Origin of the sequence: Liquorilactobacillus uvarum DSM 19971 (assembly GCF_001434935.1) — a bacterium.
Taxonomy (GTDB): domain Bacteria; phylum Bacillota; class Bacilli; order Lactobacillales; family Lactobacillaceae; genus Liquorilactobacillus; species Liquorilactobacillus uvarum.
On record NZ_AZEG01000003.1, the window covers coordinates 15,212 to 41,711 of the forward strand.

Consider the following 26,500-nt stretch of genomic DNA (forward strand, 5'->3'; position numbering starts at 1 on the left):
GAGTTTGTGAGGAAAGAGTAGTAAGTTATGTAAATATTTTTAAGCGAACCTGGGGTGGTGTAAGCTAGGTAATTGAAATAACTGAATCGCACTTTCTGAATTGTCTAATTAAATAATTGAGTGGATTGTTGATCAATTAGAGTGGTACCGCGGGAAAATTTCTCGTCTCTTACATTTTATTTAGTGTAGGGGTTTTTTTATTGTCAAAACAAGGAGGAAATTATGAATTATAAAGCGATTGTTGTCGATGCATTATATGCTGCGTTGGAAGGTCAAATGGAAAGAAATACGATTAATAGTGCAATTGAAAAACCTAAAAGTTTAGCATTGGGTGATTTTGCTTTTCCTGCATTTTCCTTAGCACGAGTATTCAAAAAGGCTCCTCAGATTATTGCAAGTGAGGTCACTGCTAAAGTTGATCAAAAAAAATTTGAAAAAGTTCAGGCTGTTGGACCATATATTAATTTTTTCCTAGATAAAAAAGCTTATAGTGATGATGTTTTGCATCAGATTCTTATCGAGGGTTTGAATTATGGTAATCAAAATTTAGGAGATAATGGAAATGTACCGATTGATATGTCTTCACCTAATATTGCTAAACCAATTTCAATGGGACATTTACGCTCAACAGTAATCGGAAATTCAATGGCAAAAATTTTAGCAAAAACAAATTATCATCCTATTAAGATAAATCATCTAGGTGATTGGGGAACTCAATTTGGCAAATTAATCGAAGCATATAAGCTTTGGGGAAGCGAAGAAGAAGTTAAAGCAGACCCGATCAATAAACTCCTTGAATATTACGTACGTTTTCATAAAGAGGATGTTGAGCATCCAGAACTTGATGATGAAGCACGCGCATGGTTTAAAAAGCTTGAAGATGGTGATCCTGAAGCAATTAGCTTGTGGAAATGGTTCCGCTCCGAATCGTTAAAATCCTTCATGAAGATTTATAACAAGTTAGGTGTTGAATTTGATTCGTTTAATGGTGAAGCCTTTTATAATGATAAAATGGATGAAGTTGTTTCATTGCTTGAACAAAAGAATCTGCTTCAAGAAAGTAGAGGTGCCCAAATTGTTGATTTGAGCGAGTATAATCTGAATCCTGCATTGATTAAGAAAACTGATGGTGCTACATTGTATATCACACGTGATTTGGCAGCAGCAATTTATCGGAAACGGACCTACAATTTCGTTCAGTCTCTTTACGTGGTTGGTAATGAACAAACCAATCATTTTAAACAACTTAAAGCTGTTTTGAAGGAATTAGGCGAGGATTGGTCAGACGATATTCATCACATTCCATTTGGTTTAATAACACAAGGGGGTAAAAAACTTTCGACCCGTGCGGGACGTGTTATTCTCTTAGATGAAGTATTGGATGATGCAGTGTCACTTGCCGAAAAACAAATTGAAGAAAAAAACCCAGACTTAAAGAATAAAGAAAAAGTTGCCAAACAGGTTGGTGTAGGAGCCGTAATTTTTCATGATTTAAAAAATGAGCGTATGAATAATTTCGACTTTAATTTGGATGAGGTAGTCCGTTTTGAAGGTGAGACGGGACCATATGTGCAATACACGCATGCTCGTGCAATGAGCATCTTGCGCAAGGCTAAAGACAAAGATTTGAGTGGAAATAAGATGGAAAAATACCAACTGAATGATGTGGAGTCATGGGAGGTATTACGTTTGCTTGGTTCATTTTCAATGATTATCAAACGTGCAGTTGAGGAATACGAACCTTCTGTAGTTGCAAAATACGCCTTGCATTTAGCGAAGTCATTTAATAAATATTATGCACATACCAAGATTTTGGAAGATGACGAGCAATTAACGGCTAGATTAGCACTTGCAAAAAGTGTAGCTGTAGTGCTACAGGAATCTTTGCGTCTTTTAGGGGTTCAAGCACCTGAAGAGATGTAATTTGTTTATCGACTAAATATGTTGAACAAGACTTTCAAAGTAAAAAATAGTATTTTACTTAGACTTGTTGATTCGCATAATACAAGATTAAAAAAAGGATGAGTCAAAAATTTTTTGACTCATCCTTTTTTAGATGTCAAAATAATTAGCTAAAACATTCACAAAAAATGCTTTCTAATATAATTAACATATTGTAAAATATATATGTAAGGTAATTTAGTTTTATTTGTTTTAAAAATTAGCAAATGCGATGGAGAATAATCAGATGAAGAAAACACAGCAAGCGTTGATGAAAGGAAAATTAGAACAGCTGAAAATCTATTCATTGCTGGATGAGCAGTCAGCGGACGAGTTTTTGTCTATTAGTACTTTTCAGGAATTTAGTTATAAAAGTAATATGGGATATAGACCGGGAGATTCTTCCAAAATCTATCTGATAGTAAAGGGAATTGTCAGTGTGAAGTTAAGCAGCGAAAATGGAAGAAATATTCGGTGTTTTTTGTTAGGGAAAAACGATTTCTTTCCGATTGTTATGTTTACGGAAAATAATAAACAGAATGTTTTATTTGAAATAAATACGTGTTCATGTGTTGAAGTGCTGGTGATACCTGTTAAAGAAATAAAAAAGTTAACTAAAAACAATAAAAAATTTCACAAATTATATATGCAGATGAGAGAAGAATTAATTGAGGAACGCACGAAGCACGCAATTGATGTGTCCGCACCTCAAATGAGTGAGAGAGTTATTGAAGAATTATTTTTTATCGGTGAAAAATTTGGAGAGACTTGTTCTGAAGGAATAAAAATAAGCAACCACTGGATAACAAGAGAAATACTAGGTTATGTGGTGGGAACAACATCTAAAACTATAAATACAACTTTTTCAAAATTAGAAAAGGATTCAATGATTAAGTTATCGCGACATGTATGGATTTTAAAAAAGAATTTTTTTGAAAAGTATAAGGACTTGGGTTAATGGCTCGTTTAAAATGAAGAGTTTTGATATAATAGCTCTAAACCAGTAATGAAGAAAGGTGCATTATGAAAAAAGAGGAAAGACAAGCAAAAATAGCTCAGATAATCAACCAAAACGAAATTGCAACGCAAGATGAATTAATGAAAGCTCTGTCAAATAGTGGCATTAAATCAACACAAGCAACCATTTCACGTGATATTCGTGAAATGAGAATAGTTAAAGAACAAGGTGTAGGCGGACAACTGCACTATGCAATTTTTAAGGGTAACCGTCAATCAGAAGAAGAAAAACTTTTTGAAAATATTCATGAGATGGTAACTGATATTACACAAGTGGAATTTATAAATGTAATTCATACCTCACCTCGCAATGCTAATGTGCTAACAGCGATCATTGATGATCTGAAACTTAAAGAAGTTGTGGGAACAATGGCAGGATATGACACGATTATAATAATCAGTAAATCCAAAGATGATGCTCAAATGATTGAAAAATTATTTATGAAGTATATAGATAAAAATAATGTGGAGAGCTAACCTTTTAATTATACATTAAAGTTATCCGTTTCAATTTGATAAACTAAACAGTATGATAGAATGTAATAAATAATCCACGAAGAGGTTGAACATAAAATTATGAAGTATGATTCATGGATAGAGTTTATCAAAAAAAATGCTAAGAAATGTTGGAATAATATAAAGAATTGGACAAGAAGAAAATTTTGGCGCTACCAGATTTGGCGTTGGTTAGCGGTGGTTTTCTTGAGTGTATTTTTAATTACGAGCATTTATCTTATCTTTATAGCTAAAACTGCAAATGTTGGGAATTTAAAAACGGAATTGGAACAATCAACTGAAATATATGATTACCAGGGGAAAAAAGCTGGTCACTTATATTCACAAAAGGGAACTTGGGAGTCGCTTGATAATATTTCAGTGAACATGCAGAATGCTGTTTTGTCAACAGAAGATCGTAACTTTTATCATGAGTACGGTTTTTCATTTAAAGGAATTGGTCGTGCAGGAATTCTATATCTGAAGAATAAACTATTGGGACGCAGTTACATTAGTGGTGGGGGAAGTACGTTAACGCAGCAACTTGTAAAAAATGCATTTTTATCACAGGAACAGACATTCTCACGCAAAGCAAAAGAAATATTTATTGCAATGCAAGTTGAAAACGAATACTCCAAAAAAGAAATCTTAACAATGTATCTCAATAATGCATATTTTGGAAATGGAGTGTGGGGTGTCGAAGATGCTTCAAAAAAATATTTTGGAGTTAACGCTAGCCAACTAAGTGTCAATCAAGCTGCGACATTAGCAGGAATGTTGACAAATCCGAGCGGCTTTAATCCAATTGATCATCCTCAAAAATCTAAACAACGACGAAACGTTGTTATTGATTTGATGGCGGAAAATCAAAAAATTTCCAAGTCTCAAGCTAAGATATATAAAGCGCAGAGTATGATAGTTGACGATGAATATCATTATGAATCAGGTTATAAATATCCTTACTATTTCGATGCTGTGATCAATGAAGCAATAAAAAAATATGGGCTTACAGAATCACAAATTATGAATAGGGGTTATAAAATCTATACGTCTTTGAACCAAAACTATCAGGCAAGTTTGCAAAATAGTTTTGCTGATTCGAGTTTGTTTCCTTACGATGCAGAAGATGGAACAAAAGCCCAAGGCGGCTCAGTGGTGATGGACCCTAAAACTGGAGGGGTGGCTGCAGTTGTTGGCGGTCGCTCAGGTTCACATGTTTTTAGAGGCTATAATCGTGCGACACAATTGGTTAGATCGCCAGGTTCTACGATTAAACCAATTGCAGTGTACACACCTGCAATTGAAGCGGGATACCATTATGATTCTATTTTACAGGACAATTTGAAATCTTATGGAACGAATAAATATACCCCGCATAATTGGAACAATGTATATGCAGGGAAAATTGCTATGTATAAGGCTTTGGCAGAAAGTAAAAATGCCGCAGCTGTTTGGCTTTTGAATAAAATTGGGGTTCAATCTGGCTATGATATGGTTAAAAAATTTGGGTTAGGTGTAACTAAAAATGATGATAATCTCAGTTTAGGCTTGGGCGGACTTACCAAGGGGGAATCTCCTTACCAGATGGCAAGTGCTTATACCACGTTTGCTAACAAGGGTGTTAAGAATGATTCGCATTTTATTACTAAAATTGTTGATGCTTCTGGAAAAGTAATTGTGGATAACACATCGCCATCTTCTAAAAGAATTATAAGTACTAAAAACGCTAAAGAAATGACGAGCATGCTGATGGATGTTTACAATATTGGAACAGGGACTGATGCTAAACCGAGTGGATACACGATTGCTGGTAAAACCGGGAGTACACAAAGCGCGGATGGAACTTCAACTAGCGACAAGGATCATTGGTATATAGGATATACCCCAGATGTAGTGGTGGCAACATGGGTTGGTTTTGACTCATCTAAACATTCACTGACAGATGAAGGAACCCGAGGGGGATCTGCACTATTTAAAGATGAGATGGAGTCCATACTCCCTGCGACAAAACAGACATCATTTGGGATAAAAAGTGCATCAAGTAAAGTGGCTGCTTCTAATAAGGAGAATAACAGTTTATGGAATAGTCTGAAGGATGCAGGGCAAAATGCCAGTGACAATGTTTCTAAGTCGACTTCTAGTATAAAAAAGAAAGCTACAGACCTGTTTGATTCAGGTAAGCAAAAGATACAAGAATGGTTAGGGCAATAATTGATACTATGGAAGAGCAAGATATAATGTTACAATTAAAGTGCGTTTAATAACGAAAAGAGGAGGAACTTTTTTATGATTAATATATATGATTCCGCTAATCAATTAGAACAAAATTTACGCAAGACAGAAGAGTATCAAGAACTAGAGAAAGCCTATTCAGAGGTGAAATCTGATGAGACTTCTTACAAACAATTCAAAGAGTTTCAAAAAGCTCAAATGGAGTTTCAGAGTAAACAAGCGAAGGGTGAATTAACAGATAGTGATGTTGATAAAATCAAAAGCTTAGGCGAAAAAATCGAAAAGAAAAAAGTTATTATGACTTTAATGGAAAAAGAACGCAAACTTGCTCAGGTAATGGACGAAATTAATCAAATAATGTTCAAACCTGTGAATGAGCTATATCAAGATTAGGAAACGGGAATCTACAAGCACATAAAATAAACGTGCAGGAATGGGGTAATGTTCACATAGCCGCTATCTGGGCGTTGAGACTCCAAATTTACGACTAAGAAGCACGGATTATTTTTAAGTGATATAATTCGTGCTTTTTTGTGTTCATTTAAAGAAATTATAGAACATAACTTCTTTGAGAAAGGACGATAGTAGTGAGGTTTATTCACACGGCTGATCTTCATTTAGACAGTCCCTTTGAGGGATTAAAAAAAATTCCGAATGATTTAGCGAAGAAATTGTATAATGCTTCAATGGAAGCTTTTGATGAGATTGTCAAAGATGCGGTTAAGCAACAGGTCGATTTTATTCTTATCGCTGGAGATTTGTTTGACAATCCGCATCCAAGTGTTGCTGCCCAGCTTTTTTTACAGAAAGAATTTGTCAAACTTCAGCAGGCTAGGATACCTGTTTACCTTTGTCTTGGAAATCATGATTTCCTTGATTTAAAAAAAACAGCGCTCGTTTATCCGAAAAATGTGTATGTTTTTCCAAATCAGGCTACAACTAAACGATTCTTCGTGGATGGACAGTCTGTAAGTTTAACAAGCTTTAGTTATGGAAAGCAATGGACGAAAGGACAAACTGATTTTTTCCCTTTGAAGAGTTCTGAAAGATGGCATATTGGAATGCTGCATGGTGAACTGAGTTCTAATTATGAAGAAGCTAGATATGCACCTTTTTCATTGTCCCAGCTTAAAAGTAAAAACTATGATTACTGGGCTTTAGGACATATACACAAAAGAGAAGTTCTTAGTAATGATCCCCTGATCATTTACCCTGGTAATATTCAAGGAAAAAATATTAAAGAATCTGGGATTAAAGGGTATTACCTAGTAGAAGAAAAAGATGGACAATTAGTACCAAGTTTCTGTCCGTTAAGAGGTATTCAATGGATTGAAACAACTTTTGCATTTGCAGAAGAAGAAACATTTGAGAAAATTAAAGATAAAATCGAAAACAAGTTAAAGAATATTAAACAGACAGTACGGTTTGCTCAAGCGATTCTCATTCGAATTATCCTAAAAGCACCTCTAGAGTTGGAACCAAGCTTAAGGGACCGTGTTATAAAAGGCGTGTTGTTAGGTCAGATCCAAAATGATCTTCAAAATGACCACAGTATTTTTTTGTACAGTCTTATTATGAAGTCTGCACACCAACCAAAAAATGGTTTTTGGGATGAAGCTACTGAAAAAAAAGCCGATGAATTAACTTTTCAAAGAGGTGAGCTCTATCATCTGGCAGATAATCTTGTGAAGTATCGCTTTATTGATGAACATTTTGCAAAGTCCTCAACAGCTGATATTATCAAAAGCAAGTCGGCAGCTTATCTTGAAGAAGAAATGGATGGAGAATAGTTTATGAAAATCATAGCCGTTAAAATTTATGGTTTTGGAAAATGGAGTGATACTTCGTTTGATTTAAATAAAAAACTAAAATTCATTTATGGAAATAATGAGGCCGGGAAAACGACCTTAAAATCTTTTATAACCAGTATTTTGTTTGGCTTCGCTACCAAACGGAATCCTTTTGCACAGTATTATCCTAAAGATGGTTCAAAGTATGGTGGATACCTCAAGGTAGATACTGTTGATGGTGAGTTCATCATTGAACGTATTGACGGAAGTCATGGCGGGAAGCTGAAGATTACGAATGTGCAGACAGACCAAATTTGGCCTGAAAGTTTTCTTGAAAAATGGCTTGGTCCTGTCACGCTCAGGATTTTTAATGAGATATACTGTTTTGATCAAGATTCCTTACATCAAATTGGTTTACTAAAACCTGATGAACTTGAAAAAAGTCTCTTAAGTGTAGGCACTAGTGGAAGTCAAAAGGTTTTTGAAATTCAGGAAAAATTTCAAAAAAAAGCGGACGAATTGTACAAACCTAGCGGACGTGTTCCAATTCTGAATAAATTGTTAAAACAATATAAACAGCAAAAACAAGCTGTAGATGAAACAAGGGCAAAGACGGGGCTTTTTAATGAACTAACTCAAGATATACGAGAAAAAGAAGAGAATAAAAAGCAGCTTGAAGCAAAAATCAAAAAAAATGAAAATGAATTAGCGAAGCTGCAAAAAGCAAAGAATCTATGGCCAGTATACAAAGAATATCAAAAATTAAATAAGCAAAATAATCTGAATTTTAGTGAATCAAAAATATCAGTAGAGGAATATCGTGCAGTCGAAGAAAGAAAATTAACTATCGATAGTGAAAGAAAAATGCTGCAATTGGTTGAAGACAAGATTAGATCACTGGTCGATGAGAATCAGCAGCTTGAAACCGAGGATTTAAGTTATTTCAATTTGCATGAAGATGAGTTTGAAAATGTCTTTCAAATAATTGATCAAAGCAGCGGAATTACTCAGCGGTTAAAGCAACTTAGAGATCGGCTTAAGGTATTAACTGAAGAACGTAATCAACTTACATTGAAGCACAGATGGCAAGATAAAGATTTACAGGCTTTTTCAAAAATGGATATCAAACGCCTATTATTTCTTTTGCAACAAAATAAACTTAACTCAGATGAAGTAGAACATGACGCTACGCTTGCCAGAAGGAGACAAAGCACGAGAGAAAAAGTGGAACACCCTTTTTCGTTAGTAGGAATCTGTGCAGCACTATTATTGATAATTGGTGTTTTTATAGTGCCAAGTACGCTAATTAAGAGCTTATTTGCAGTATGTGTGTTGGTTGAAGGGATCGTAATGCTTTCAAAATACTTTTCCAAAGCAAAAAGCAGCAAACAAAAATTTATTGCTAATGGAACGAGCGCAGCTGAAATTATGAAAATATTAGAAGATGCGGGGTGTCAACTGTCTTTGAAGGAGCTGCAGGCAGATCAAATGGATCTTGAGCGCTGGTCTGAATTGACAGAAAAAATCAGCGAATTTAGAATGCATCTGACTGAAGTGGAAAAAAAGCTAACGGTAATTAAAGAACAAACATTTTTTTGCGAAAAAAAATTGGAATTATCAGTCGATCCTTTGCAACGAATTGAACAGCTGCAGACATATCAAAGAAGAATTTCACCTTTAGTGCGTGCACGGCAAGAACATGAGCGAGTGGTGGCATATTATGAAGAAGAAAAGAAAAAAAGAATTGATAAGGTAAGAGTTTTATCCGAAGAGATGAATAGAAAAATTGAAGTTTATGGAAGCAATGGTATTACAGATTTTGAGAAAAAGTATGCTTTACACAGAGAGCAGTTGTCGGATAATGTTAAATTGACGAGTTTAAAAACCCAAATAGATCTTCAAACGATGGAAATTCTAGAAAAAAAGCAGAGTTTAAGTAATTTAGAGTTGGATTATAGCACTCTTTCTAAGACAATAGAATCCGCAAAAAAAGAATTAAACAAGCTTATTGCAGATATCACAGAGGAAAAAGTTCGTCTTGAACAGATGGGCCAATATGATAAATTGCAAATAATGGAGCAGGAATTGACCAATTTGCAAACGGAAATTATTGAACAGTCTGAAAATTGGGTTGCTTTTAATGCGACAAAAGAATGGCTTAAGCGTATTTTAGAATTGTCTTCACAAAATAGTCTTCCCGAGGTGATTCAGTTAGCTGAGAAATACTTTTCACGTTTAACGGAGGATCATTTCAAAAAAATATTGTTTTCTAAAGGACGTTTGAAACTTGTTTCAAATAGAAAGATTAACTTTGAAGTTGGCGAATTATCGCGAGCAACTACAGAACAGTTATATATAGCCTTGCGTTTTGCCTTTATTGTTAAGGCAAATGAGAAGTATCGGTTGCCACTTGTCGTAGATGATGCTTTTGTGAATTTTGATAGTCAACGCAAGAAATCTATGCTTTCATTAATACGGGAAATCAGTAATGAAATACAAGTTTTATGTTTTACAGTCGATATTGAGCCATTCTATGATAAAGTTAGTGAGAGAGAAATTTTAATGATCGGATAGAGTAGAGAATGGAGAGGCAGGAACAGAAATGAAGCAAAAGAAAATATATGATTATGCAGTTGATGAAAATGTTGAGTTATTTGTTTTAATCAAATCAGCAGATGTAAGATTAGCTAAAAATGGGAAAAAATTTATTGCATTTAATTTTTCCGATAGCTCTGGAGAAATCAGTGCGAAATTTTGGGATGCCTCAGAAGAAGATATTTCTAATTTTAAACCTGGGAAAATTGTTTTCTTAAAAGGTAAAAGAGAGGTATATCAAAATAATCCCCAAATAAAAATTTTTCATATGCGACAAACAACGGATGAAGAACCAGCAAATCCAGAATTTTTTGTCAAAAAAGCTCCAGTCTCAAAAGATGATATGGAAAAAGAATTTAATCAGTCACTTTTTGAAATTACTAATCCTAATTGGAACAGGGTCGTAAGATTTTTACTACATGAACATCATGATGCTTTTTTTAGTTTTCCAGCAGCCAAAAAAAATCATCATGCTTTTGATGGGGGGTTAGCCTATCATTCGTTATCAATGCTACGGCTAGCTCATTCGATTGCAAAACAGTATTCTGATGTAATCAATGCACCCTTGTTATATGCTGGTGCGATTCTTCATGACCTTGGTAAAACAATTGAATTGTCTGGGCCGATTGCAACGAAATATACACTTGAGGGAAACATGATTGGACATATCATTCTGGTTGATGAAGAAATTGTCAAGGCATGTCAGCATCTGAAAATTGATCTCGAAAGTGAAGACATGATTTTATTGAGACATATGATTCTTTCGCATCATGGATTGCTGGAATATGGTTCGCCAGTTCGACCGCATTTGCTGGAGGCCGAAGTTTTGCATCAAATTGATGAACTTGACGCGTCTATACAAATGCTGAAAGGAACGCTGAGTCATACGGAACCAGGGAATTTTTCTGAACGGATTTTTGGAATGGATGGCCGCAATTTTTATCGTCCACAGGGAAAAATAAAACCCACTGAAAATGATTGAAAAATAATGTATTTTGGTAATTCTAAATTCAAATGGATTTTTAATGTCTGAATTGAGTTGAGCTCAAATACAATGCAGTTAATATTTATTGCTACAAAATTTGGCAAAATAAAAAGAGAGTGCCGCTAAGATAATTTCTATAGCAGCACTCTCTTTTTATTTTAAAAAATTAATTCGATGAACTTGATGTTGAAAGGTAGCTGGAAAGTATATCTTTCAAATCTTTATCCTTGATTGAAACATTGCCCTTTTTCAGAACCTTGGAAACAACACTCTGTAAAGAAGAAGAACTATTCATCTTGTTATCAATAATTTGTGTCTTCAACTCTGCAGTATGATCTGACATCTTGCCCTTGGCAGGTTTTTTGATAGATTTGATAACGTGATAACCATAACTTGTTTTTACTGGATCTTTCGTGTACTCACCTTGTTTTAGAGCAAAAGCAGCCTTTTTAAAGGTTGAGTCCAAAGATGTATCAGTATTATCGAAGGCTGTAAGTTTACCACCTTTGTTCTTTGTGGCCGAATCAGTTGAGTATTCTTTAGCCAGTTTGGTGAAGTCTCCGCCACTTTGAAGTTTTTTAATAACTTCTTGAGCTGTTGCTTTCTTTGCTACAAGAATGTGGGCAACAGTTGTCTTAGGTTCATAAGATTTCCATTGCTTTTCAAGTTGCTTATTAGTAATCTTCGTATTTGCTTTAACAGCTTCGCGAAGAAGAAGACTTGAACGAATTTGTTTTTTCAAACTAGATTTTGTCATCCCATTCTGAGATAAAACAGAACTGAATGAAGAGCCATATTGGCTCTTATAAGTATTATATTGCTTTGTTACTTTTTTGTCGGATACTTTATCGCCGTACTGCTTTTCAAGAACCTTGTCCAAAATCATTTGTTGCAGAATCTGCTTACCGGATGAAGTTTTCTTCATACTGTCGTAATATGCACTTTCGGTGATTTTACCACCAGATGTCGTAGCAACTGTTTTTGAACATGCTGCAAGGCTTAACGTCATAAGAACTCCTGCTACACCAAGAACCCATTTCTTCATTATATAAAACACATCCCATTCATTTTTTTCTTCATATACTTACAACTGAAAGCATACAAACTAACGATAATAACTATAACACAATGACAATAAAAGATTGGATAAAATGAAAAAGTTTACCAAAATTTCAGCTTTTATCCAATACTTTACAAAAAAGCAATAAATTATTTTCTTATTTCGATTGTGCTTTTTCAATTTTATCGAGATGTGGTTTTATTAGAAATTGAAATTCACTAATTTCATCCATCAACTCTTCAAAAACAGGAGAATATTTGTCAATGTCATGAGAGAGATTCTGGAAATTATTAGAAACGCTACTGGTTTTTTCGATGATTTTATGCAAATCGTCCTTCAAACTCATATATTTTACTTTTGCTTGTTTCCCTTTGCGCTCAAGTTGACGATGGGAACAATATACAGCGACAGAAGTTCCCGCAATAATACCAATCAGACCAAGTTTATGAAACATTTTCAATATTATCCACTCCCTTTACCTTTATAGTTGCTTTTTTATTTGTGCTGCAATTTGATTAAGTTTTTCTTGTTTGTAATTTGCTGAATTATCTGTAAAAACCATCTTAAAGTCATCTTTTTTTGAGTAGCGTGGAATAAGATGGAAATGAGAGTGAAAAACAGATTGGTACGCGATTGCACCATTGTTGTTTACAATGTTCATTCCTTTTATGGAATCGTCACTATTTTTTATTGCTCGAGCAATTTTAGGGATACGTCCAAATACTTCGGCTGCCAAAGTTTGATCATACTCAAAAATATCAGCAACATGTTTCTTAGGAACGATCAGTGTATGTCCTGGAGTTGTCTGTGAAATGTCTAAAAAAGCTTTGATAGTTTCATCTTCGTACACTGTAGTACTTGGTATTTCACCAGTAATAATTTTACAAAAAATACATTCTTCCATAATATGACCTTCTTTCAAACTTACTCATAGTTAAGTATACACTATATGAGGACTTTGATGCTGCTCTTTTAAACTGCTCTCTCAAAAAGATATGCTATAATATCTCTAAGAAAAAGTTGAAAGGAATATATTTGTAATGACATTAAAAATTAATGGTTTAGTTGGAGGATATTCCCAAGTGCCGGTCTTAAAGAATATTTCTTTTGAAGTTCGTACTGGTCAAGTTGTCGGACTCATCGGCTTAAATGGTGCAGGAAAGTCAACGACAATCAACCATGTTATTGGTTTATTAACCCCTCAAAAAGGAAGTATCACGATAGACGGAGTAACACTTTTAAAAGATCCGGAAAAATATAAAAGTAAGATGGCTTATATTCCCGAGATCCCAGTATTGTATCAAGAATTGACGTTAAGGGAACATATTGACTTAACGATAATGGCGTATGGTTTGAATAAGAAAGAAGCTTGGTTGAGGGCACAAAGTCTGCTTAAAACGTTCAGGCTTTCGAATAAATTGGAATGGTTCCCTGCTAATTTTTCAAAAGGGATGAAACAAAAAGTCATGATTGTATGTGCTTTTTTGACTGAAGCTGAACTTTATGTAATTGATGAACCTTTTCTAGGATTAGATCCATTAGCAACCAGAGATTTATTAAACTTGATTGAAAGTGAAAGGCGCAGAGGTGCTGCTGTATTGATGTCAACGCATGTTTTGAGTACAGCTCAGGAGCATTGTGATTATTTTGTACTTCTTCATGAAGGCAGAATAAAGACACAAGGTACATTTAGTGAACTTCGCAGTGCATATCAGAATCAACAGGCTACATTAACAGATATATACCTTGGACTAACTCAGGAAGTGACTGCTGATGAATAATTTATGGAATGTGCGCTTGAAAAAGTACCAGCGGATGCTCTTGCGATATTCAAAGTTTGTACTGAATGATCATTTTGTACTGGCTTTGTTGTTTTTAGTTGGCGGACTTGGATTAGGTTATTCTAATTTTTTGAAATCATTGCCTGATGCACTTAATTGGTGGAGTAAGCCATTGATTGTAGTTATTTTTGTTTTGGTGCTTCAAATAGGCAGTTTTGTTTCTCTTTTGGATGGTCCCGATACTGTCTTCCTTTTACCCTTAGAAAATAAAATGTTTTCTTTTTTAAAGCGGGCTTTTAGGTATTCATTTTTTATCGCAAGCTGTTTTCAATCTTTATGTGTACTGATTGCGGTACCTTTTCTTCAACAGGGAGTTCATTTAACAGGAATTAATATTTTTTTACTTTGGTTAATTCAATTATTGCTAAAAGAAATTTATCTTGGGCGATTTTTTATCACTAGTTACAGTGTTTCTTTTGATAAGTGGTGGATAAAACTATTGTTTGAAATTGGTGGTCCGTCATTGGTGATAATTGTAGCTCTTTATGTTTCTGCACTTGAGGCTTTGATTTTAACGATAGCTATTTCAATATCTGTATTTTATTTTGCTAGAAAAGCAGCAAAACAAAATGTTTTTCGTTGGAAAAGAATGTTACAGATTGAAAACCATCGAATGATGGGTCTCTATCACCTTATAAATCTTTTTACAGATGTTCCGCAAGTAAAGGGAAAAATTCATCGTTTCAAGCTACTAGATGTTTATTTACCTAAAATGAAATCATCAAAAGATGTGTTTAAATTTCTATATTGGCGTGCTTTGATCAGAAAAGGCGAATACAGCAATTTGTTTTTAAGACTTAGTTTGCTTGGTTTTTTTATTTTGATGTTTATCCCGAACATTTTATTAGCGGTAATTTTAACGATACTTTTTTTGTATCTGATTGGTTTTCAATTATTACCGCTCTATAATGATTATGACGATATAATTTTTACGCATATCTATCCACTGAAAAGGGGGGCAAGGCTCTCTAATTTTAGAGGGATGCTACGCATTTTATTATTAGTGACAGGAATTTTATTTGTTGTGGCAAGTGTATTTGCACGACATTCTTTGTATGAGACTTTAGGAATTGCAGGTGCCACGATTTTAATGATTATCATTTTAACGGGTAATTTTTTGACAAAGTACGCGGCAAAAAATACTTGACACTCAGAGGGGGAGTTTGTAGACTTGTATTAGTTAGGTATCGTGTAGAGGAGATTGGCCAATATGGATTTCAGACTGGATGACGGTTGGCAGATTCGGCCGATTGGCGGTAATACCGGAATGGCATATGTGGGGACCAAAGAGCAAGAGAAGCTTTTTATAAAGCGAAATACTTCGCCTTTTTTAGCAGCTCTTTCACTAGAGGAGATAACCCCGCGTTTAGTGTGGACACGACATATTTCAACTGGAGATACGTTGACAGCACAAGAATGGCTTAATGGTCGCAGTTTAACTCGTGGAGAAATGAAAGATGGACGGGTTGCGGCACTTTTGACAAAAGTGCATGGTTCAAATGTACTTAAGAAAATGTTGAGACAAGTCGGAGGTTGCTATGTTTTTCCTGAGGATTTATTAGCAAGTTATTTTCGAGGGTTAAGTAGTTCGCTTAGGCAACACCCTTTGCTAAAGAACGTCGCCAATGAGCTGAGATCTTACCAACCCAAGTTTGATCATCGTGATTACAGCGTTTGTCATGGTGATCTGAATCACAAAAATTGGTTATTATCAGATTCGAATCGACTGTATTTAGTTGACTGGGAGTCGGCAACATTAGCTGACCCAGCCATGGATCTGAGCATGTTAATGTGTCAGTATGTCCCACGCAAGGATTGGAAAGCTTGGTTGACAACGAACTTTGAACAGAGCTTGAAGGATACGTTTCAACAACGTATAGCTTGGTATTGCAGGCTGAGTTTACTGTTATCAATCAAACATCACTGCGAGCGTGGTCATTTCATCGAAATGAACCAAGACATATTAAAGCTTGCTGACATATCAAAGAAGCAGGACTTTATCTAAGTTTAGTGTTGTTTACCTATCCTTCCTTAGAAGAGATAAATGACTGCTAAGGAGACAGCGTATAGCAACTATGAAAGATATATTCTGGTTCAATGGATATTTTTAATGTTATAGTGGGCTGAAACAAATTAAGCTTTTGTTCCAGCTTTTTTATTTTTGTATAATTAATTAGCCATAGGAGGAAAAGTATGCGTTTGCGCAATAAACCATGGGCAAAGCCTTTAATTGAAGCTAATCCGCAGTTTATCACGACTGATCCTAAAAAATATCGAAGTGCGTGGCAAGAAAGATTTAAGAAAAAAGCCCCATTATTTGTTGAGATAGGGACCGGAAAAGGTCAATTTATTATTGAGATGGCTCAGGAATATCCAGAGCGCAATTTTATTGGTATTGAACTTCAGACGTCTGTAGCAGCGGTCGTTTTGAAAAAGCAGCTTGAATTAAAATTGAACAATCTGCAGTTAATTTGTGCGAATGGAAGCGGAGTAAGTGAATATTTTGAGAATGGGGAAGTTACAGGTATTTACTTGAATTTCTCGGATCCCTGGCCTAAAAAAAAGCAGGCCAAACGAAGATTAACGTATCCGACTTTTTTAGAGCAGTATAAAATGGTACTAGAGGAAAAAGGACACTTAGAATTTAAAACGGATAATCGGGGACTATTTGAATATTCTTTAATGAGCATGAATAATTTTGGAATGGTTTTCGATAAAGTTTCGCTTGATCTTCATCAAAGTGAGGAAGCAGAGCAAAATATCATGACTGAGTATGAAGAAAAATTCAGTCAAAGGGGCCAAGTAATATATAAGTTGGAAGCACATTTTTAAATGTCGGTCTAAAGGCGTTGCAAGTCAAGTACTCCGCCCGTTTTAGCGTCGGCCAAAAATTTATATTGAATGAGTTGACGGTCTTCTATGCGTGAAATTCCTCCGCTATAAACTTGAGTTTTAAAAGCAAATTTTTGGAACGGCTGAGTAAATGTGTTGATCCAAGCTCCCTGAATAGGAGTTTCTTCTTGGAATGTCTTTTTGACTTGCTCAAGGATTTTTTGAGGTGAAACGCTGGTCTTTTTTCTGGCTAGTCTATTTGCATAAATTCCAGTGGCAAAACCTACTAAAACACCTAACATCAATGGGATGTTATTTGATTTTAAATCTGTCATAACTTTTCTCCTGAAAATTTAATTTAATGCTTAAAGTATAGCACCAAATTCAGTCAAAAAAAACGTTTTAGATTTTACAACACAAACAAATAATTTTTTTTAATTTCAAAAAAAGCTATAATATGAAGCATAAAAAGTAACAGGGAGGATATTATGGAAATTCTAGAAAAAATAAATGCCGCTGATTTGCAAAATAAGCTGAGTGACGGAACTTATGTGCTTTTTTTTACAGCTGATTGGTGTCCAGATTGTCGGTTTATTAAACCAGCAATGCCTCAAATTGAGGAAGAATACAAAGACTATACGTTTATCCAAGTTGATCGGGATGAGAACATTAAATTGTGTCAGGAATTAGGAATTATGGGGATCCCTAGCTTTTTAGTTTATCGTGATGGAAAAGAAAGTGCACGGCTTGTCAACAAAGATCGAAAGACAAAAGAAGAAGTAGAGCATTTCTTGAATCAAGCAGTATAAGGATATTATTGAGGTTTCTCTGCTTGAAATACGCAGAAAAACAAATGTTGCTTGAGACAGTGTTGGCGGTGAAGTTTTTTGCCATTGCTAGTTGAAAGTTAGATAGAAATGTTTGAAATTTAACATGTATTTAGAGAGTATAAAGTTGAGTTGCTTTAAAAAATTTTAAGAACGGCTCTGCTGTGAAAAAAGGAGAATAAGATTTAATGTTGATTGCTAGCTACAATCCCAGTAGTCTGGGTGATGTTTTGATCACTGTTATACATGAGGATACAGCACAACAAAGAATAGATAAAAAGGGCAATATTGTCCGTATTAGAGCTGTTGATACTGATAAAATACTTGGATATAATTTTTTTAATGTCTCTAAAATCATTGGCTCTCTAGATGAAAAGGGACAAGTGAAATTGAATAACAGTCAAGTTGCGGGTCTCAATGCAGCTTTAACTGAGGCTGGTTTTGAAGATGAGCTAGTTATTGATAATGAGCCTAAGTTTGTTGTTGGGTATGTAGAAGAAATAAGTGAACATCCAGATTCAGATCATCTGCATATAACTAAAACAAGGGTTGATAATGGAGACCTGTTGCAAATTGTTTGCGGTGCACCTAACATTGAACAAGGTCAAACTGTTGTTGTTGCTAAAGTTGGTGCAATGATGCCAAGTGGACAAATTATTTGGCCAGGAAAATTGCGTGGCGTCCCAAGTGAAGGGATGATCTGTTCTGCAAGAGAATTGAGTCTTCCCAACGCTCCTGAGAAAAGGGGAATTTTAGTACTTTCACATGAGAAGTACGCTGTAGGAAAAGAATTTGTTTTTTAAAGAACTGATGTAATTTTTTTAACTTGAAGATAGAATAACTTTTCTATGATAGAATGGGCTGGTAGAGATGGTTAATAACATTGATACTAGCCCAATTTTTAGTGATAGGATGAGAAGCGATGCAACATTATGATGGCCCGGCTTTTTATCGTATGCAAAAAGCTAAGGGAAGAATTAAACAGCATATTAAGCGAAGTACAAAAGAACAGGTTTATGAAAATGCAGTGGAGAAACACAAAGCAACAAATAATGATAAGGCTAAACTGGAATGGAGAGAAAGTGGTCGTACTTTTCGACCAACATATGTTCCTCCTCCAATTTCAAAATTGCATAAATTAACCAGTGAGCAGGCGAAATATGATCATCTTTTTGTACAACTAAAAAAGGAAAAAGAAAGTTTCTTTCTTTTTGAAGGTGAGAGCGAATTATACAAAACTAATGTAATTATTCTTGAAGACGAACATTCCAAATCAAAAAATACGTCGTTGACTCAGCACTCCAAACTTGAAAAAAAGAGTGGTGCAGATGGAGATTTGAAGCAAGTTGTATCTGAAAATAATGACGATGTATTGGATGTATTATCGACAGAAGACAAAATGCAGATGCAGAGTGTGAACCTATTATCGGATGAAAACGATTCAACTGAGAACATTAAAGAAGAAAAAATTAATGATGAAAATCAGGATGAACCATGCACTGCAGAGTCTGCTAATGTACCAACTGAGAATATTATCGAAGAGAAAAAATTGGTAGATAGCAGTAGTGGTCCACTTTTGCCAATAGCTAGCAGGAATGATGGACGTGTAAGTGAAAAAGCCCCCAAGTCTGATTCTGAAACAAAGCCTGAAATTATACATGTAAGTGAAGACAATAGAGAAGACAGCAAAGTTCATCAAGAAAGAATAATTCTTCCTGAAACAAAGAACTTTTCCGTAGAAAAAGATAACGAAACAAAAAAAGCAGATCCGATTGAAGTAGATTCCAGTATTGATAAAACATCACCAGTATCTAGCGAAGTTCAAAATGAAAGTAAAGAATATCGTTATCCACCAGTTTCATTATTACCCGCTCCGATAAAAAATGAAGATGAGTCAATGGATGAATGGGTGCTTGATCAGATCGATGTTTTAAATGAAACTTTGAAGTCGTTTAACGTGAAAGCAAATGTAAAGGATTGGACTATTGGACCGGCAGTAACGCAATTTGAGATAGTGTTAGGCAGAGGCGTTAAAGTTAATAAAATAACCAATTTGAGTGATGATCTAAAACTTGCATTAGCAGCTCGAGACATTCGAATTGAGGCTCCAATTCCTGGAAAAAGCAGTGTGGGTGTTGAAATTCCTAATTTGCACTCACGACCAGTCATGTTATCAGAAGTTTTGACTTCAGATGCGTTTATCAAAAAAACATCACCTTTAACAGTTGCTTTAGGAGTTGATTTATTTGGGAGGCCCAAGGTTACAGATCTCAGAAAAATGCCACATGGATTGATAGCGGGAGCAACTGGTTCAGGGAAATCAGTCTTTATAAATAGTATCTTAGTATCGCTTTTATACAAAGCTACACCAGCTCAGGTAAAATTGTTGCTAATTGATCCTAAGGCAGTTGAATTGGCACCATATCATGATATTCCGCATTTATTATCCCCTGTCGTTTCTGATCCTGCAGCTGCAGCTGCAGCTTTGAAGTGGGCAGTAGAGGAAATGGAGGAGCGTTACCAGCGTCTTGCAGCGGGTGGTGCACGTAATATTGAAGGTTACAATGCAAAGGCTGAAAAGCATGGCGATTATGGACTGAAAATGCCTTATATCATAATTATAATTGATGAGTTAGCGGATTTAATGATGGTTGCATCATCCGAAGTTCAAGATTATATTGCGCGAATCACTCAAAAAGCAAGAGCAGCGGGAATACATTTAATAATTGCAACTCAACGACCAAGTGTTGATGTGATAACAGGAACAATAAAAAATAACATCCCTACAAGAGTGGCATTTATGGTCTCGAGCCAAGTTGATTCCAGAACAATTTTAGATTGCTCTGGAGCCGAGCGATTATTAGGCCGTGGCGATATGCTCTATTTGGGAAATGGTAAAAGTCAGCCAACACGGATACAAGGTACATTTGTTGAAAATGAGATCGATCAGATCACTGATTTTGTTCGTACTCAAGGAAAACCAAAATATGCGTTTGATCCTGCAAGTCTTAAAAAGAAGATAGAACGTAGTGACCAAGAGGATGATCTTCTTCCAAATGTGTTAGCTTATATTGTAAATGAGGAAAGTATTTCAACATCAAAATTGCAAAGAGTTTTCTCAATCGGATATAATCGCGCTGCTAACATCATTGATGATCTGGAACAGAAAAGATATATCTCGCCTGCGAGAGGTTCAAAACCGCGTGATGTCTTTTTGACACAGGCTGGTCTTGATAAGTTAAAAGATTAAATAAGATGCTCCATATTTTGCCACAGGCCTATTATATTTGTGGTAAAATATGCAATGATTGCGATGATAGAAAAGAGGATAATTATAGATGGACACCACTTACTATTTTGTTGGGATCAAAGGTACAGGAATGAGTTCGCTGGCTTTGCTCCTACATGACCAAGGACTGAAAGTTACTGGTTCTGACATTGAAAAATATACTTTTACACAACGCGGTTTGGAATTAGCTGGTATTAAAATATTACCATTCGATGAAAATAATATTCATGAAGGTCTGACAATCGTTGCAGGGAATGCTTTCGATGATGATCAAAAAGAAATTAAAAAAGCTCGTGAACTGGGGCTTGAAGTAATTCGTTATCCAGATTTTTTGGAAAAACTAATACAGAAAACTACAAGTATCGGAATAGCAGGGGCACACGGAAAAACAAGCACAACAGGACTTTTGGCGCATGTTCTAGGTGGTGTGTCACCAACAAGTTACCTCGTAGGTGATGGTTCCGGTAAAGGGGTGCCTAATGCACGTTTCTTTGTTTTTGAAGCTGATGAGTATCGACGTCATTTTGTAGCTTATCACCCGGATTATGTTATTATGACAAATATTGATTTTGATCACCCAGATTATTTTACTGGTATTGAAGATGTTTGCGAAGCTTTTTCAACACTGGCTTCACAAACCAAAAAGGGGATTTTTGCATGGGGAGAAGATAAAAATCTTCGCAAGTTGAAATCGAAAGTTCCAATCCATTATTATGGAACCGAGGAAGACGATGAATTTAGAGCTGTTAACATCAAACGGACAACAAAGGGATCATCTTTTGAAGTTTATCGACACAATGTCTTTTTAGGTAATTACCAAATTCCATTATTTGGTGAGCACAACGTTTTGAACAGTTTGGCAGTGATAGCTGTTTCATATTTTGAAAAAGTAGATCAGGAAGAAATAAAGCATGAACTATTGAGTTTTAAGGGGGTAAAGCGCCGTTTCACAGAAAAATATGTCGCAGACATGACAATTATTGATGATTATGCACATCATCCTTCGGAAATAAAAGCAACGCTCGATGCTGCACGTCAGAAGTATCCTAAGAAGAAAATTATTGCTGTTTTTCAGCCGCATACATTCAGTCGAACAATTGCTTTGATGGATGATTTTGCTGCTAGTTTAAATATGGCTGATCAAGTTTTTTTGACAGATATATTTAGTTCGATCCGTGAACATGGTGGAAATGTTTCCAGTGCTGATTTAGGGAATAAAATAACTAAGGGCGGTTCAGTCCTTAAATTGGATAATATGTCACCATTGCTGGACTTTCATGATGCAGTTGTTATCTTCATGGGTGCAGGTGATATTCAAAAGTATGAATACGCATATGAAAAATTATTAAGCAATTTGAGCTATAAAAACAATTAAATATTTACTTAAATGAGCAGTGATGACGGCAACATAAATTGATGATGTATGCACATAAGGTCAAAGTTAGAAAAGTGAGGACTTTGTCTGGATGAGATCTCAGTTTTGTTTTCTGACACGCTCATTTTTTATTTGCCGTATGCACATATACATTGAGTGGAGCAAATTGATATGCTAATATATAGTTAAGACTATATGGAGGTGGCGCAATCTATGTCAGAAGATACGCATAGGAAGGGTAAAACAATTGATGAAATAGTGGAGGGTGATTCTCTTACTGTCAATGAGAGCCTTTCAGATCGAGATGTATTACTTTATCTAGGGATGACAAATGACAACAATCCTTTGTATATTCAACATCAATATGCAAAAGAAACAGGCTACGAAGGACCTGTTGTACCTCCGGTTTTACTAACTGGTATAATTACCAGTTCGATTTCAAAGCTTCTGCCAGGGCCTGGAAGCGAGGTTGTTAATTTGTCTGTTAATTTTATGTTACCTGTGTATCATGACGAAAATGTAACTCTTAATTTTGAAGTTATTAAAGTTGACACCATGAAAGAAGTAGTTACTCTTTCTATTACAGGGACTAAAAATGAAGATGAGCGTATTGTTGATGCTATAGTGATGGTGAAGCCTCCCAAAAAAAGATTAAATTCGATTAAGGGCGTAAATATTGAAGAGGTGAATGCTTAATGAATAATGGACAACAAGTAGTAAATGAAAGTCGTGAAGGCTTAAACAGCTTTTTGGCAAGAATGTATAGTTTTATGGCTGGAGCCGTTGGAATATCTGCGGTTGTGGCGTATCTCATATCGAATGTTTATTATCAGCAAACAGTGAGCTTTATGGCAGAAAATCGATATATGATGTGGGTCTTGTTTGCTGCTCAATTTGGAATCGCAATTGGAATGTCATTTAAGGCCGATCGTTCTCCAATTGTAAGTGGTGCGGGACTAGTACTATTTGCAGTAATTGAAGGTTTATTTTTTGGAATAATATTAACAGCGTACACTTCGCAGGATGTAACGATGGCATTTGTGTCTGCTGCAGCGGTTTTCGTTGTTTTGGCCATTCTTGGAACGACTACAAAGCGTGATTTATCGCGTATTGGAACACAAGCTTTAGCTGCTTTGATTGGGTTGATTGTTGTTTCAATTATTAATATCTTTCTTCAAAGCACTATGATTGCATTTGTGTTTTCCTTTGTGGGGGTTATTATTTTTACGGCTTTAATCGCTTGGGATGCACAGAAGTTTAAACTTCTTTACCATCAGACGGCTGGTCAAGTCAATGTTAATAGTTTGGCACTTATGGGTGCTTTGCAGCTTTATCTTGATTTTGTTAACTTATTTATCAGTTTGCTGAATATTTTCACAGGATTTAGTAGTAAAAATTAGTTTTTTAAATCAGCTAAGGAGGCTAGGGCGTATTAGTATTTTGCCCTAGCCTTATTTATTTGAAAAAAAGATGATAGATGATGTTATCGTAATAGTCAATTGGTGGTAATTAGAATGGTTTATAAAGGAGTTTAGGAACAGTGGAAGAAAAAAAACGATTGTTATTAATTGATGGAAATAGTGTGGCTTTCAGAGCCTTCTTTGCCCTGCATCAATCATTAGAGCGTTTCGTTAATCATGATGGTTTGCATACGAATGCTATTTATGGATTCAAAACTATGTTAGACAACATTATTGAGAATGTTGAACCAACACATATTTTGGTGGCTTTTGATGCTGGCAAAAAAACATTCCGTAATACTAAATATTCTGATTACAAAGGTGGACGTGCAAAAACGCCGACTGAACTTTCTGAACAGTTTCCATATGTAAAAAAAATGTTGGAAGCATATGGCATGAAACATTACGAGCTTAAGAATTATGAAGCAGATGATATCATTGGAACACTTGCTTATCAAGGTGAGACACAGGGCTTTGAAACAACAATTGTCACTGGAGACCGTGATTTGACACAACTTGCCACTAAAAAAACAACGGTTGCTGTAACTCAAAAGGGGGTAACTGAAGTCGAGAATTATACCCCTGAGCATGTTAAAGAAAAATATGGGCTGACGCCAGCACAAATTATAGATATGAAAGGGTTGGTTGGAGACAGTTCAGATAATTATCCCGGTGTTGCCAAAGTTGGTGAGAAAACAGCCGTTAAACTGATAAAGCAGTTCGAATCAATTGAGGGTATTTATGAGAATATTGATGCTTTGAAAAAATCCAAGATGAAAGAACATTTGGTTGAAGACAAAGAAAAAGCATTTATGTGCAAAGATCTTGCGCGTATTAGATGTGATATTCCGCTTAAGGTGACCCTTGACGATATTGAGTGGACAGGAATAGACGAGAAGGCGCTCGTTGATTTTTTTCATGAAATGGATTTTAAACGATTTTTAGAAAAAATGAAAATGGATGATGAGCCTTCTCAAAAGGTCATTCAAAATATTAATTTTGATGTATTATCACAGGAAAAATTGGATCAAATTGATTTCAGCGGGAACAAGGAAATCTCTTTTTATTTAGAAATGCTGGGCGAAAATTATCATACAGCACCACTTGTTGGTTTTGTCTTAAATATTGGAGCCAAGTATTATGTTGCCAGAGATACAAAACTATTAAAACATTTAAAACTGCGAAAACTTTTAGAGGATGAGAATATTGCTGTTGATGTATTTGATGGAAAGAGAACTTTTGTGGGTCTTGACCGCTTGGGGATACATCTGACAGCTGTAAGATTTGATTTGCTACTTGTTTCGTATCTGCTTGATACAAGTGATAACAGTAATGATCTGGGAAAACTAGCTCAATTGCACAACTATACTCAAGTACTCGAAGACGAGCAAGTATACGGAAAAGGATCCAAGCTTAAGATTCCTGAGAATGATACCGAATATTATGGACATTTGTGCAACAAGGCCCGAACAATCAAGAAATTAAGAAATTCAATGATGAAAAAGTTGTCTGATAATCATCAAGAAGAACTTTACTACAATATTGAACGTCCCTTGTCAATTGTTTTGGCCGAAATGGAAATAGATGGCATAACAGTTGATACTAGAAGACTAGAAGAGATGGGGAGCGAATTCAAAGAAAGAATCAGTGAAATTAAAGAGACTATCTATCAAGAAGCAGGTGAGAAATTTAATCTTAATTCGCCCAAACAATTAGGTGTTATTTTGTTTGAAAAAATGAAACTTCCAGTAATAAAAAAGACAAAAACTGGGTATTCAACGGCAGTTAGTGTTTTAGAAAAATTGCGCGGAATGGCTCCCATTATTGATAATATTTTAAAGTATCGACAAATCGCAAAAATACAATCAACATATGTCGAAGGTTTACTGAAGGTGACTTTTAAAAAAGACAGTAAGGTGCACACACGCTACACGCAGACGTTGACTTCAACAGGACGTCTTTCTTCTGTAGATCCTAATTTGCAAAATATTCCAATTCGTTTGGCTGAAGGTAAGAAGATTAGACAAGCATTCATACCGCAAGAAAAAGAATGGCAAATATTTTCATCTGATTATTCTCAAATTGAATTGCGGGTATTGGCACATATCTCACGTGATGCCAACATGCGAGCTGCTTTTTCGGAAGGACAGGACATTCACGCCAATACAGCTATGAATATTTTCGAACTTGACTCGCCTACCGAGGTGACAAGTAATATGCGCCGTCAGGCTAAGGCTGTCAATTTCGGAATTGTCTATGGAATAAGTGACTATGGATTAGCACAAAATATTGGTATTACTCGCAAACAGGCCAAAGAATTCATTGAAAAATATTTTCAGGTATTTCCTGGAGTTAAGGAATATATGGAACGAATTGTTTCAAGTGCGCGTGAGAAAGGATATGTTGAGACATTGTTTAAACGTCGGCGGTATTTGCCCGACATTAGCAGTCGTAATTACAATATACGTTCTTTTGCGGAAAGAACAGCAATGAATACTCCTATCCAAGGAAGCGCGGCAGACATTATTAAAGTTGCAATGATCAATATGCAGAAAATGCTGAAAGAAAAAAAGCTAAAAGCAAAAATGTTGTTGCAAGTACATGACGAACTTATTTTCGAGGCTCCAAATGAAGAAATAACTGTCTTGGAAAAGTTTGTTCCTAAAGTAATGGACGCAGCGGTGTCGCTTGATATACCGCTTAAAGTTGAGAGCTCATATGGAAAAACATGGTTTGATGCAAAATAAGGGAAGTGTAACAG

23 protein-coding genes are annotated in these 26,500 nt (G+C 35.4%); 19 read left to right on the forward strand and 4 right to left on the reverse strand.

Going from position 1 to position 26,500, the window contains the following annotated elements; genetic code table 11:
• The first annotated feature begins 222 nt into the window (after positions 1-222).
• From argS to FD20_RS02020, 8 genes are all read left to right on the forward strand, one after another.
• Positions 223-1,923 (forward strand): arginine--tRNA ligase, encoded by a 1,701-nt coding sequence (gene argS, locus FD20_RS01985; protein ID WP_157060822.1) that lies wholly within the window; start codon positions 223-225, stop codon positions 1,921-1,923.
• Positions 1,924-2,188: 265 nt separating this feature from the next.
• Positions 2,189-2,899, forward strand: coding sequence for a Crp/Fnr family transcriptional regulator (locus FD20_RS01990; RefSeq protein ID WP_057735912.1), 711 nt, complete (start codon positions 2,189-2,191; stop codon positions 2,897-2,899).
• A 65-nt stretch (positions 2,900-2,964) separates the two neighbouring features.
• Positions 2,965-3,435: an arginine repressor gene (argR, locus tag FD20_RS01995; RefSeq protein WP_057735913.1), complete on the forward strand. Its 471-nt coding sequence runs from the start codon at positions 2,965-2,967 to the stop codon at positions 3,433-3,435.
• Between the two features lie 99 nt (positions 3,436-3,534).
• Positions 3,535-5,664, forward strand: a complete 2,130-nt coding sequence (locus tag FD20_RS02000; RefSeq protein WP_057735914.1) for a PBP1A family penicillin-binding protein — start codon at positions 3,535-3,537, stop codon at positions 5,662-5,664.
• Between the two features lie 75 nt (positions 5,665-5,739).
• Positions 5,740-6,078 (forward strand): YlbF family regulator, encoded by a 339-nt coding sequence (locus FD20_RS02005; RefSeq protein ID WP_057735915.1) that lies wholly within the window; start codon positions 5,740-5,742, stop codon positions 6,076-6,078.
• A 194-nt stretch (positions 6,079-6,272) separates the two neighbouring features.
• Positions 6,273-7,475 carry a metallophosphoesterase family protein gene (locus FD20_RS02010; protein WP_057735916.1) on the forward strand — a complete coding sequence of 401 codons (1,203 nt, stop codon included), beginning with the start codon at positions 6,273-6,275 and terminating at the stop codon, positions 7,473-7,475.
• 3 nt (positions 7,476-7,478) lie between these two features.
• Positions 7,479-10,049, forward strand: a complete 2,571-nt coding sequence (locus FD20_RS02015; protein ID WP_057735917.1) for an ATP-binding protein — start codon at positions 7,479-7,481, stop codon at positions 10,047-10,049.
• A 28-nt stretch (positions 10,050-10,077) separates the two neighbouring features.
• The gene (locus FD20_RS02020; RefSeq protein WP_057735918.1) at positions 10,078-11,052 is read left to right on the forward strand and encodes a 3'-5' exoribonuclease YhaM family protein; all 975 of its coding nucleotides are present in this window, start codon (positions 10,078-10,080) and stop codon (positions 11,050-11,052) included.
• A 169-nt stretch (positions 11,053-11,221) separates the two neighbouring features.
• On the opposite strand, the gene FD20_RS02025 is transcribed toward FD20_RS02020, so the two are convergent.
• From FD20_RS02025 to FD20_RS02035, 3 genes are all read right to left on the reverse strand, one after another.
• Positions 11,222-12,100: a peptidylprolyl isomerase PrsA gene (locus FD20_RS02025; protein ID WP_057735919.1), complete on the reverse strand. Its 879-nt coding sequence runs from the start codon at positions 12,098-12,100 to the stop codon at positions 11,222-11,224.
• A gap of 172 nt (positions 12,101-12,272) precedes the next feature.
• On the reverse strand, positions 12,273-12,575 hold the full coding sequence (locus FD20_RS02030) for a hypothetical protein (RefSeq protein ID WP_057735920.1): 303 nt from the start codon (positions 12,573-12,575) through the stop codon (positions 12,273-12,275).
• A 21-nt stretch (positions 12,576-12,596) separates the two neighbouring features.
• On the reverse strand, positions 12,597-13,019 hold the full coding sequence (locus FD20_RS02035) for an HIT family protein (protein ID WP_057735921.1): 423 nt from the start codon (positions 13,017-13,019) through the stop codon (positions 12,597-12,599).
• Positions 13,020-13,155: 136 nt separating this feature from the next.
• On the opposite strand from FD20_RS02035, the gene FD20_RS02040 reads away from it, so the two are divergent.
• The 4 genes from FD20_RS02040 to trmB all read left to right on the forward strand — a co-directional run bounded on the left by FD20_RS02040 (position 13,156) and on the right by trmB (position 16,788).
• The gene (locus tag FD20_RS02040; RefSeq protein WP_057735922.1) at positions 13,156-13,896 is read left to right on the forward strand and encodes an ABC transporter ATP-binding protein; all 741 of its coding nucleotides are present in this window, start codon (positions 13,156-13,158) and stop codon (positions 13,894-13,896) included.
• Positions 13,889-15,103, forward strand: coding sequence for an ABC transporter permease (locus FD20_RS02045; protein ID WP_057735923.1), 1,215 nt, complete (start codon positions 13,889-13,891; stop codon positions 15,101-15,103). Before FD20_RS02040 ends, FD20_RS02045 begins: the two co-directional genes overlap by 8 nt.
• A 63-nt stretch (positions 15,104-15,166) precedes the next feature.
• The gene (locus FD20_RS02050) at positions 15,167-15,961 is read left to right on the forward strand and encodes a phosphotransferase family protein (protein ID WP_057735924.1); all 795 of its coding nucleotides are present in this window, start codon (positions 15,167-15,169) and stop codon (positions 15,959-15,961) included.
• 188 nt (positions 15,962-16,149) lie between these two features.
• On the forward strand, positions 16,150-16,788 hold the full coding sequence (gene trmB, locus FD20_RS02055; RefSeq protein WP_057735925.1) for a tRNA (guanosine(46)-N7)-methyltransferase TrmB: 639 nt from the start codon (positions 16,150-16,152) through the stop codon (positions 16,786-16,788).
• Between the two features lie 8 nt (positions 16,789-16,796).
• Here the strand turns inward: trmB and FD20_RS02060 are convergent, their stop codons facing one another.
• On the reverse strand, positions 16,797-17,123 hold the full coding sequence (locus FD20_RS02060; protein WP_057735926.1) for a hypothetical protein: 327 nt from the start codon (positions 17,121-17,123) through the stop codon (positions 16,797-16,799).
• A 150-nt stretch (positions 17,124-17,273) separates the two neighbouring features.
• On the opposite strand from FD20_RS02060, the gene FD20_RS02065 reads away from it, so the two are divergent.
• From FD20_RS02065 to polA, 7 genes are all read left to right on the forward strand, one after another.
• Positions 17,274-17,597 (forward strand): thioredoxin family protein, encoded by a 324-nt coding sequence (locus FD20_RS02065; RefSeq protein WP_268871930.1) that lies wholly within the window; start codon positions 17,274-17,276, stop codon positions 17,595-17,597.
• A gap of 206 nt (positions 17,598-17,803) precedes the next feature.
• On the forward strand, positions 17,804-18,418 hold the full coding sequence (gene ytpR, locus FD20_RS02070; RefSeq protein WP_057735928.1) for a YtpR family tRNA-binding protein: 615 nt from the start codon (positions 17,804-17,806) through the stop codon (positions 18,416-18,418).
• 119 nt (positions 18,419-18,537) lie between these two features.
• Positions 18,538-20,865, forward strand: coding sequence for a DNA translocase FtsK (locus FD20_RS02075; RefSeq protein WP_057735929.1), 2,328 nt, complete (start codon positions 18,538-18,540; stop codon positions 20,863-20,865).
• 88 nt (positions 20,866-20,953) lie between these two features.
• A complete protein-coding gene (gene murC, locus FD20_RS02080) occupies positions 20,954-22,279 on the forward strand; it encodes a UDP-N-acetylmuramate--L-alanine ligase (protein ID WP_057735930.1) in 1,326 nt (441 codons plus the stop codon).
• 213 nt (positions 22,280-22,492) lie between these two features.
• Positions 22,493-22,975 carry a MaoC/PaaZ C-terminal domain-containing protein gene (locus tag FD20_RS02085; protein ID WP_057735931.1) on the forward strand — a complete coding sequence of 161 codons (483 nt, stop codon included), beginning with the start codon at positions 22,493-22,495 and terminating at the stop codon, positions 22,973-22,975.
• Positions 22,975-23,679, forward strand: a complete 705-nt coding sequence (locus tag FD20_RS02090) for a Bax inhibitor-1/YccA family protein (protein ID WP_057735932.1) — start codon at positions 22,975-22,977, stop codon at positions 23,677-23,679. The genes FD20_RS02085 and FD20_RS02090 overlap by 1 nt, the downstream gene beginning before the upstream one ends.
• A gap of 140 nt (positions 23,680-23,819) precedes the next feature.
• Entirely contained in the window at positions 23,820-26,486 is a 2,667-nt protein-coding gene (gene polA, locus FD20_RS02095; protein WP_057735933.1) for a DNA polymerase I, read from the forward strand.
• Positions 26,487-26,500 lie beyond the last annotated feature (14 nt).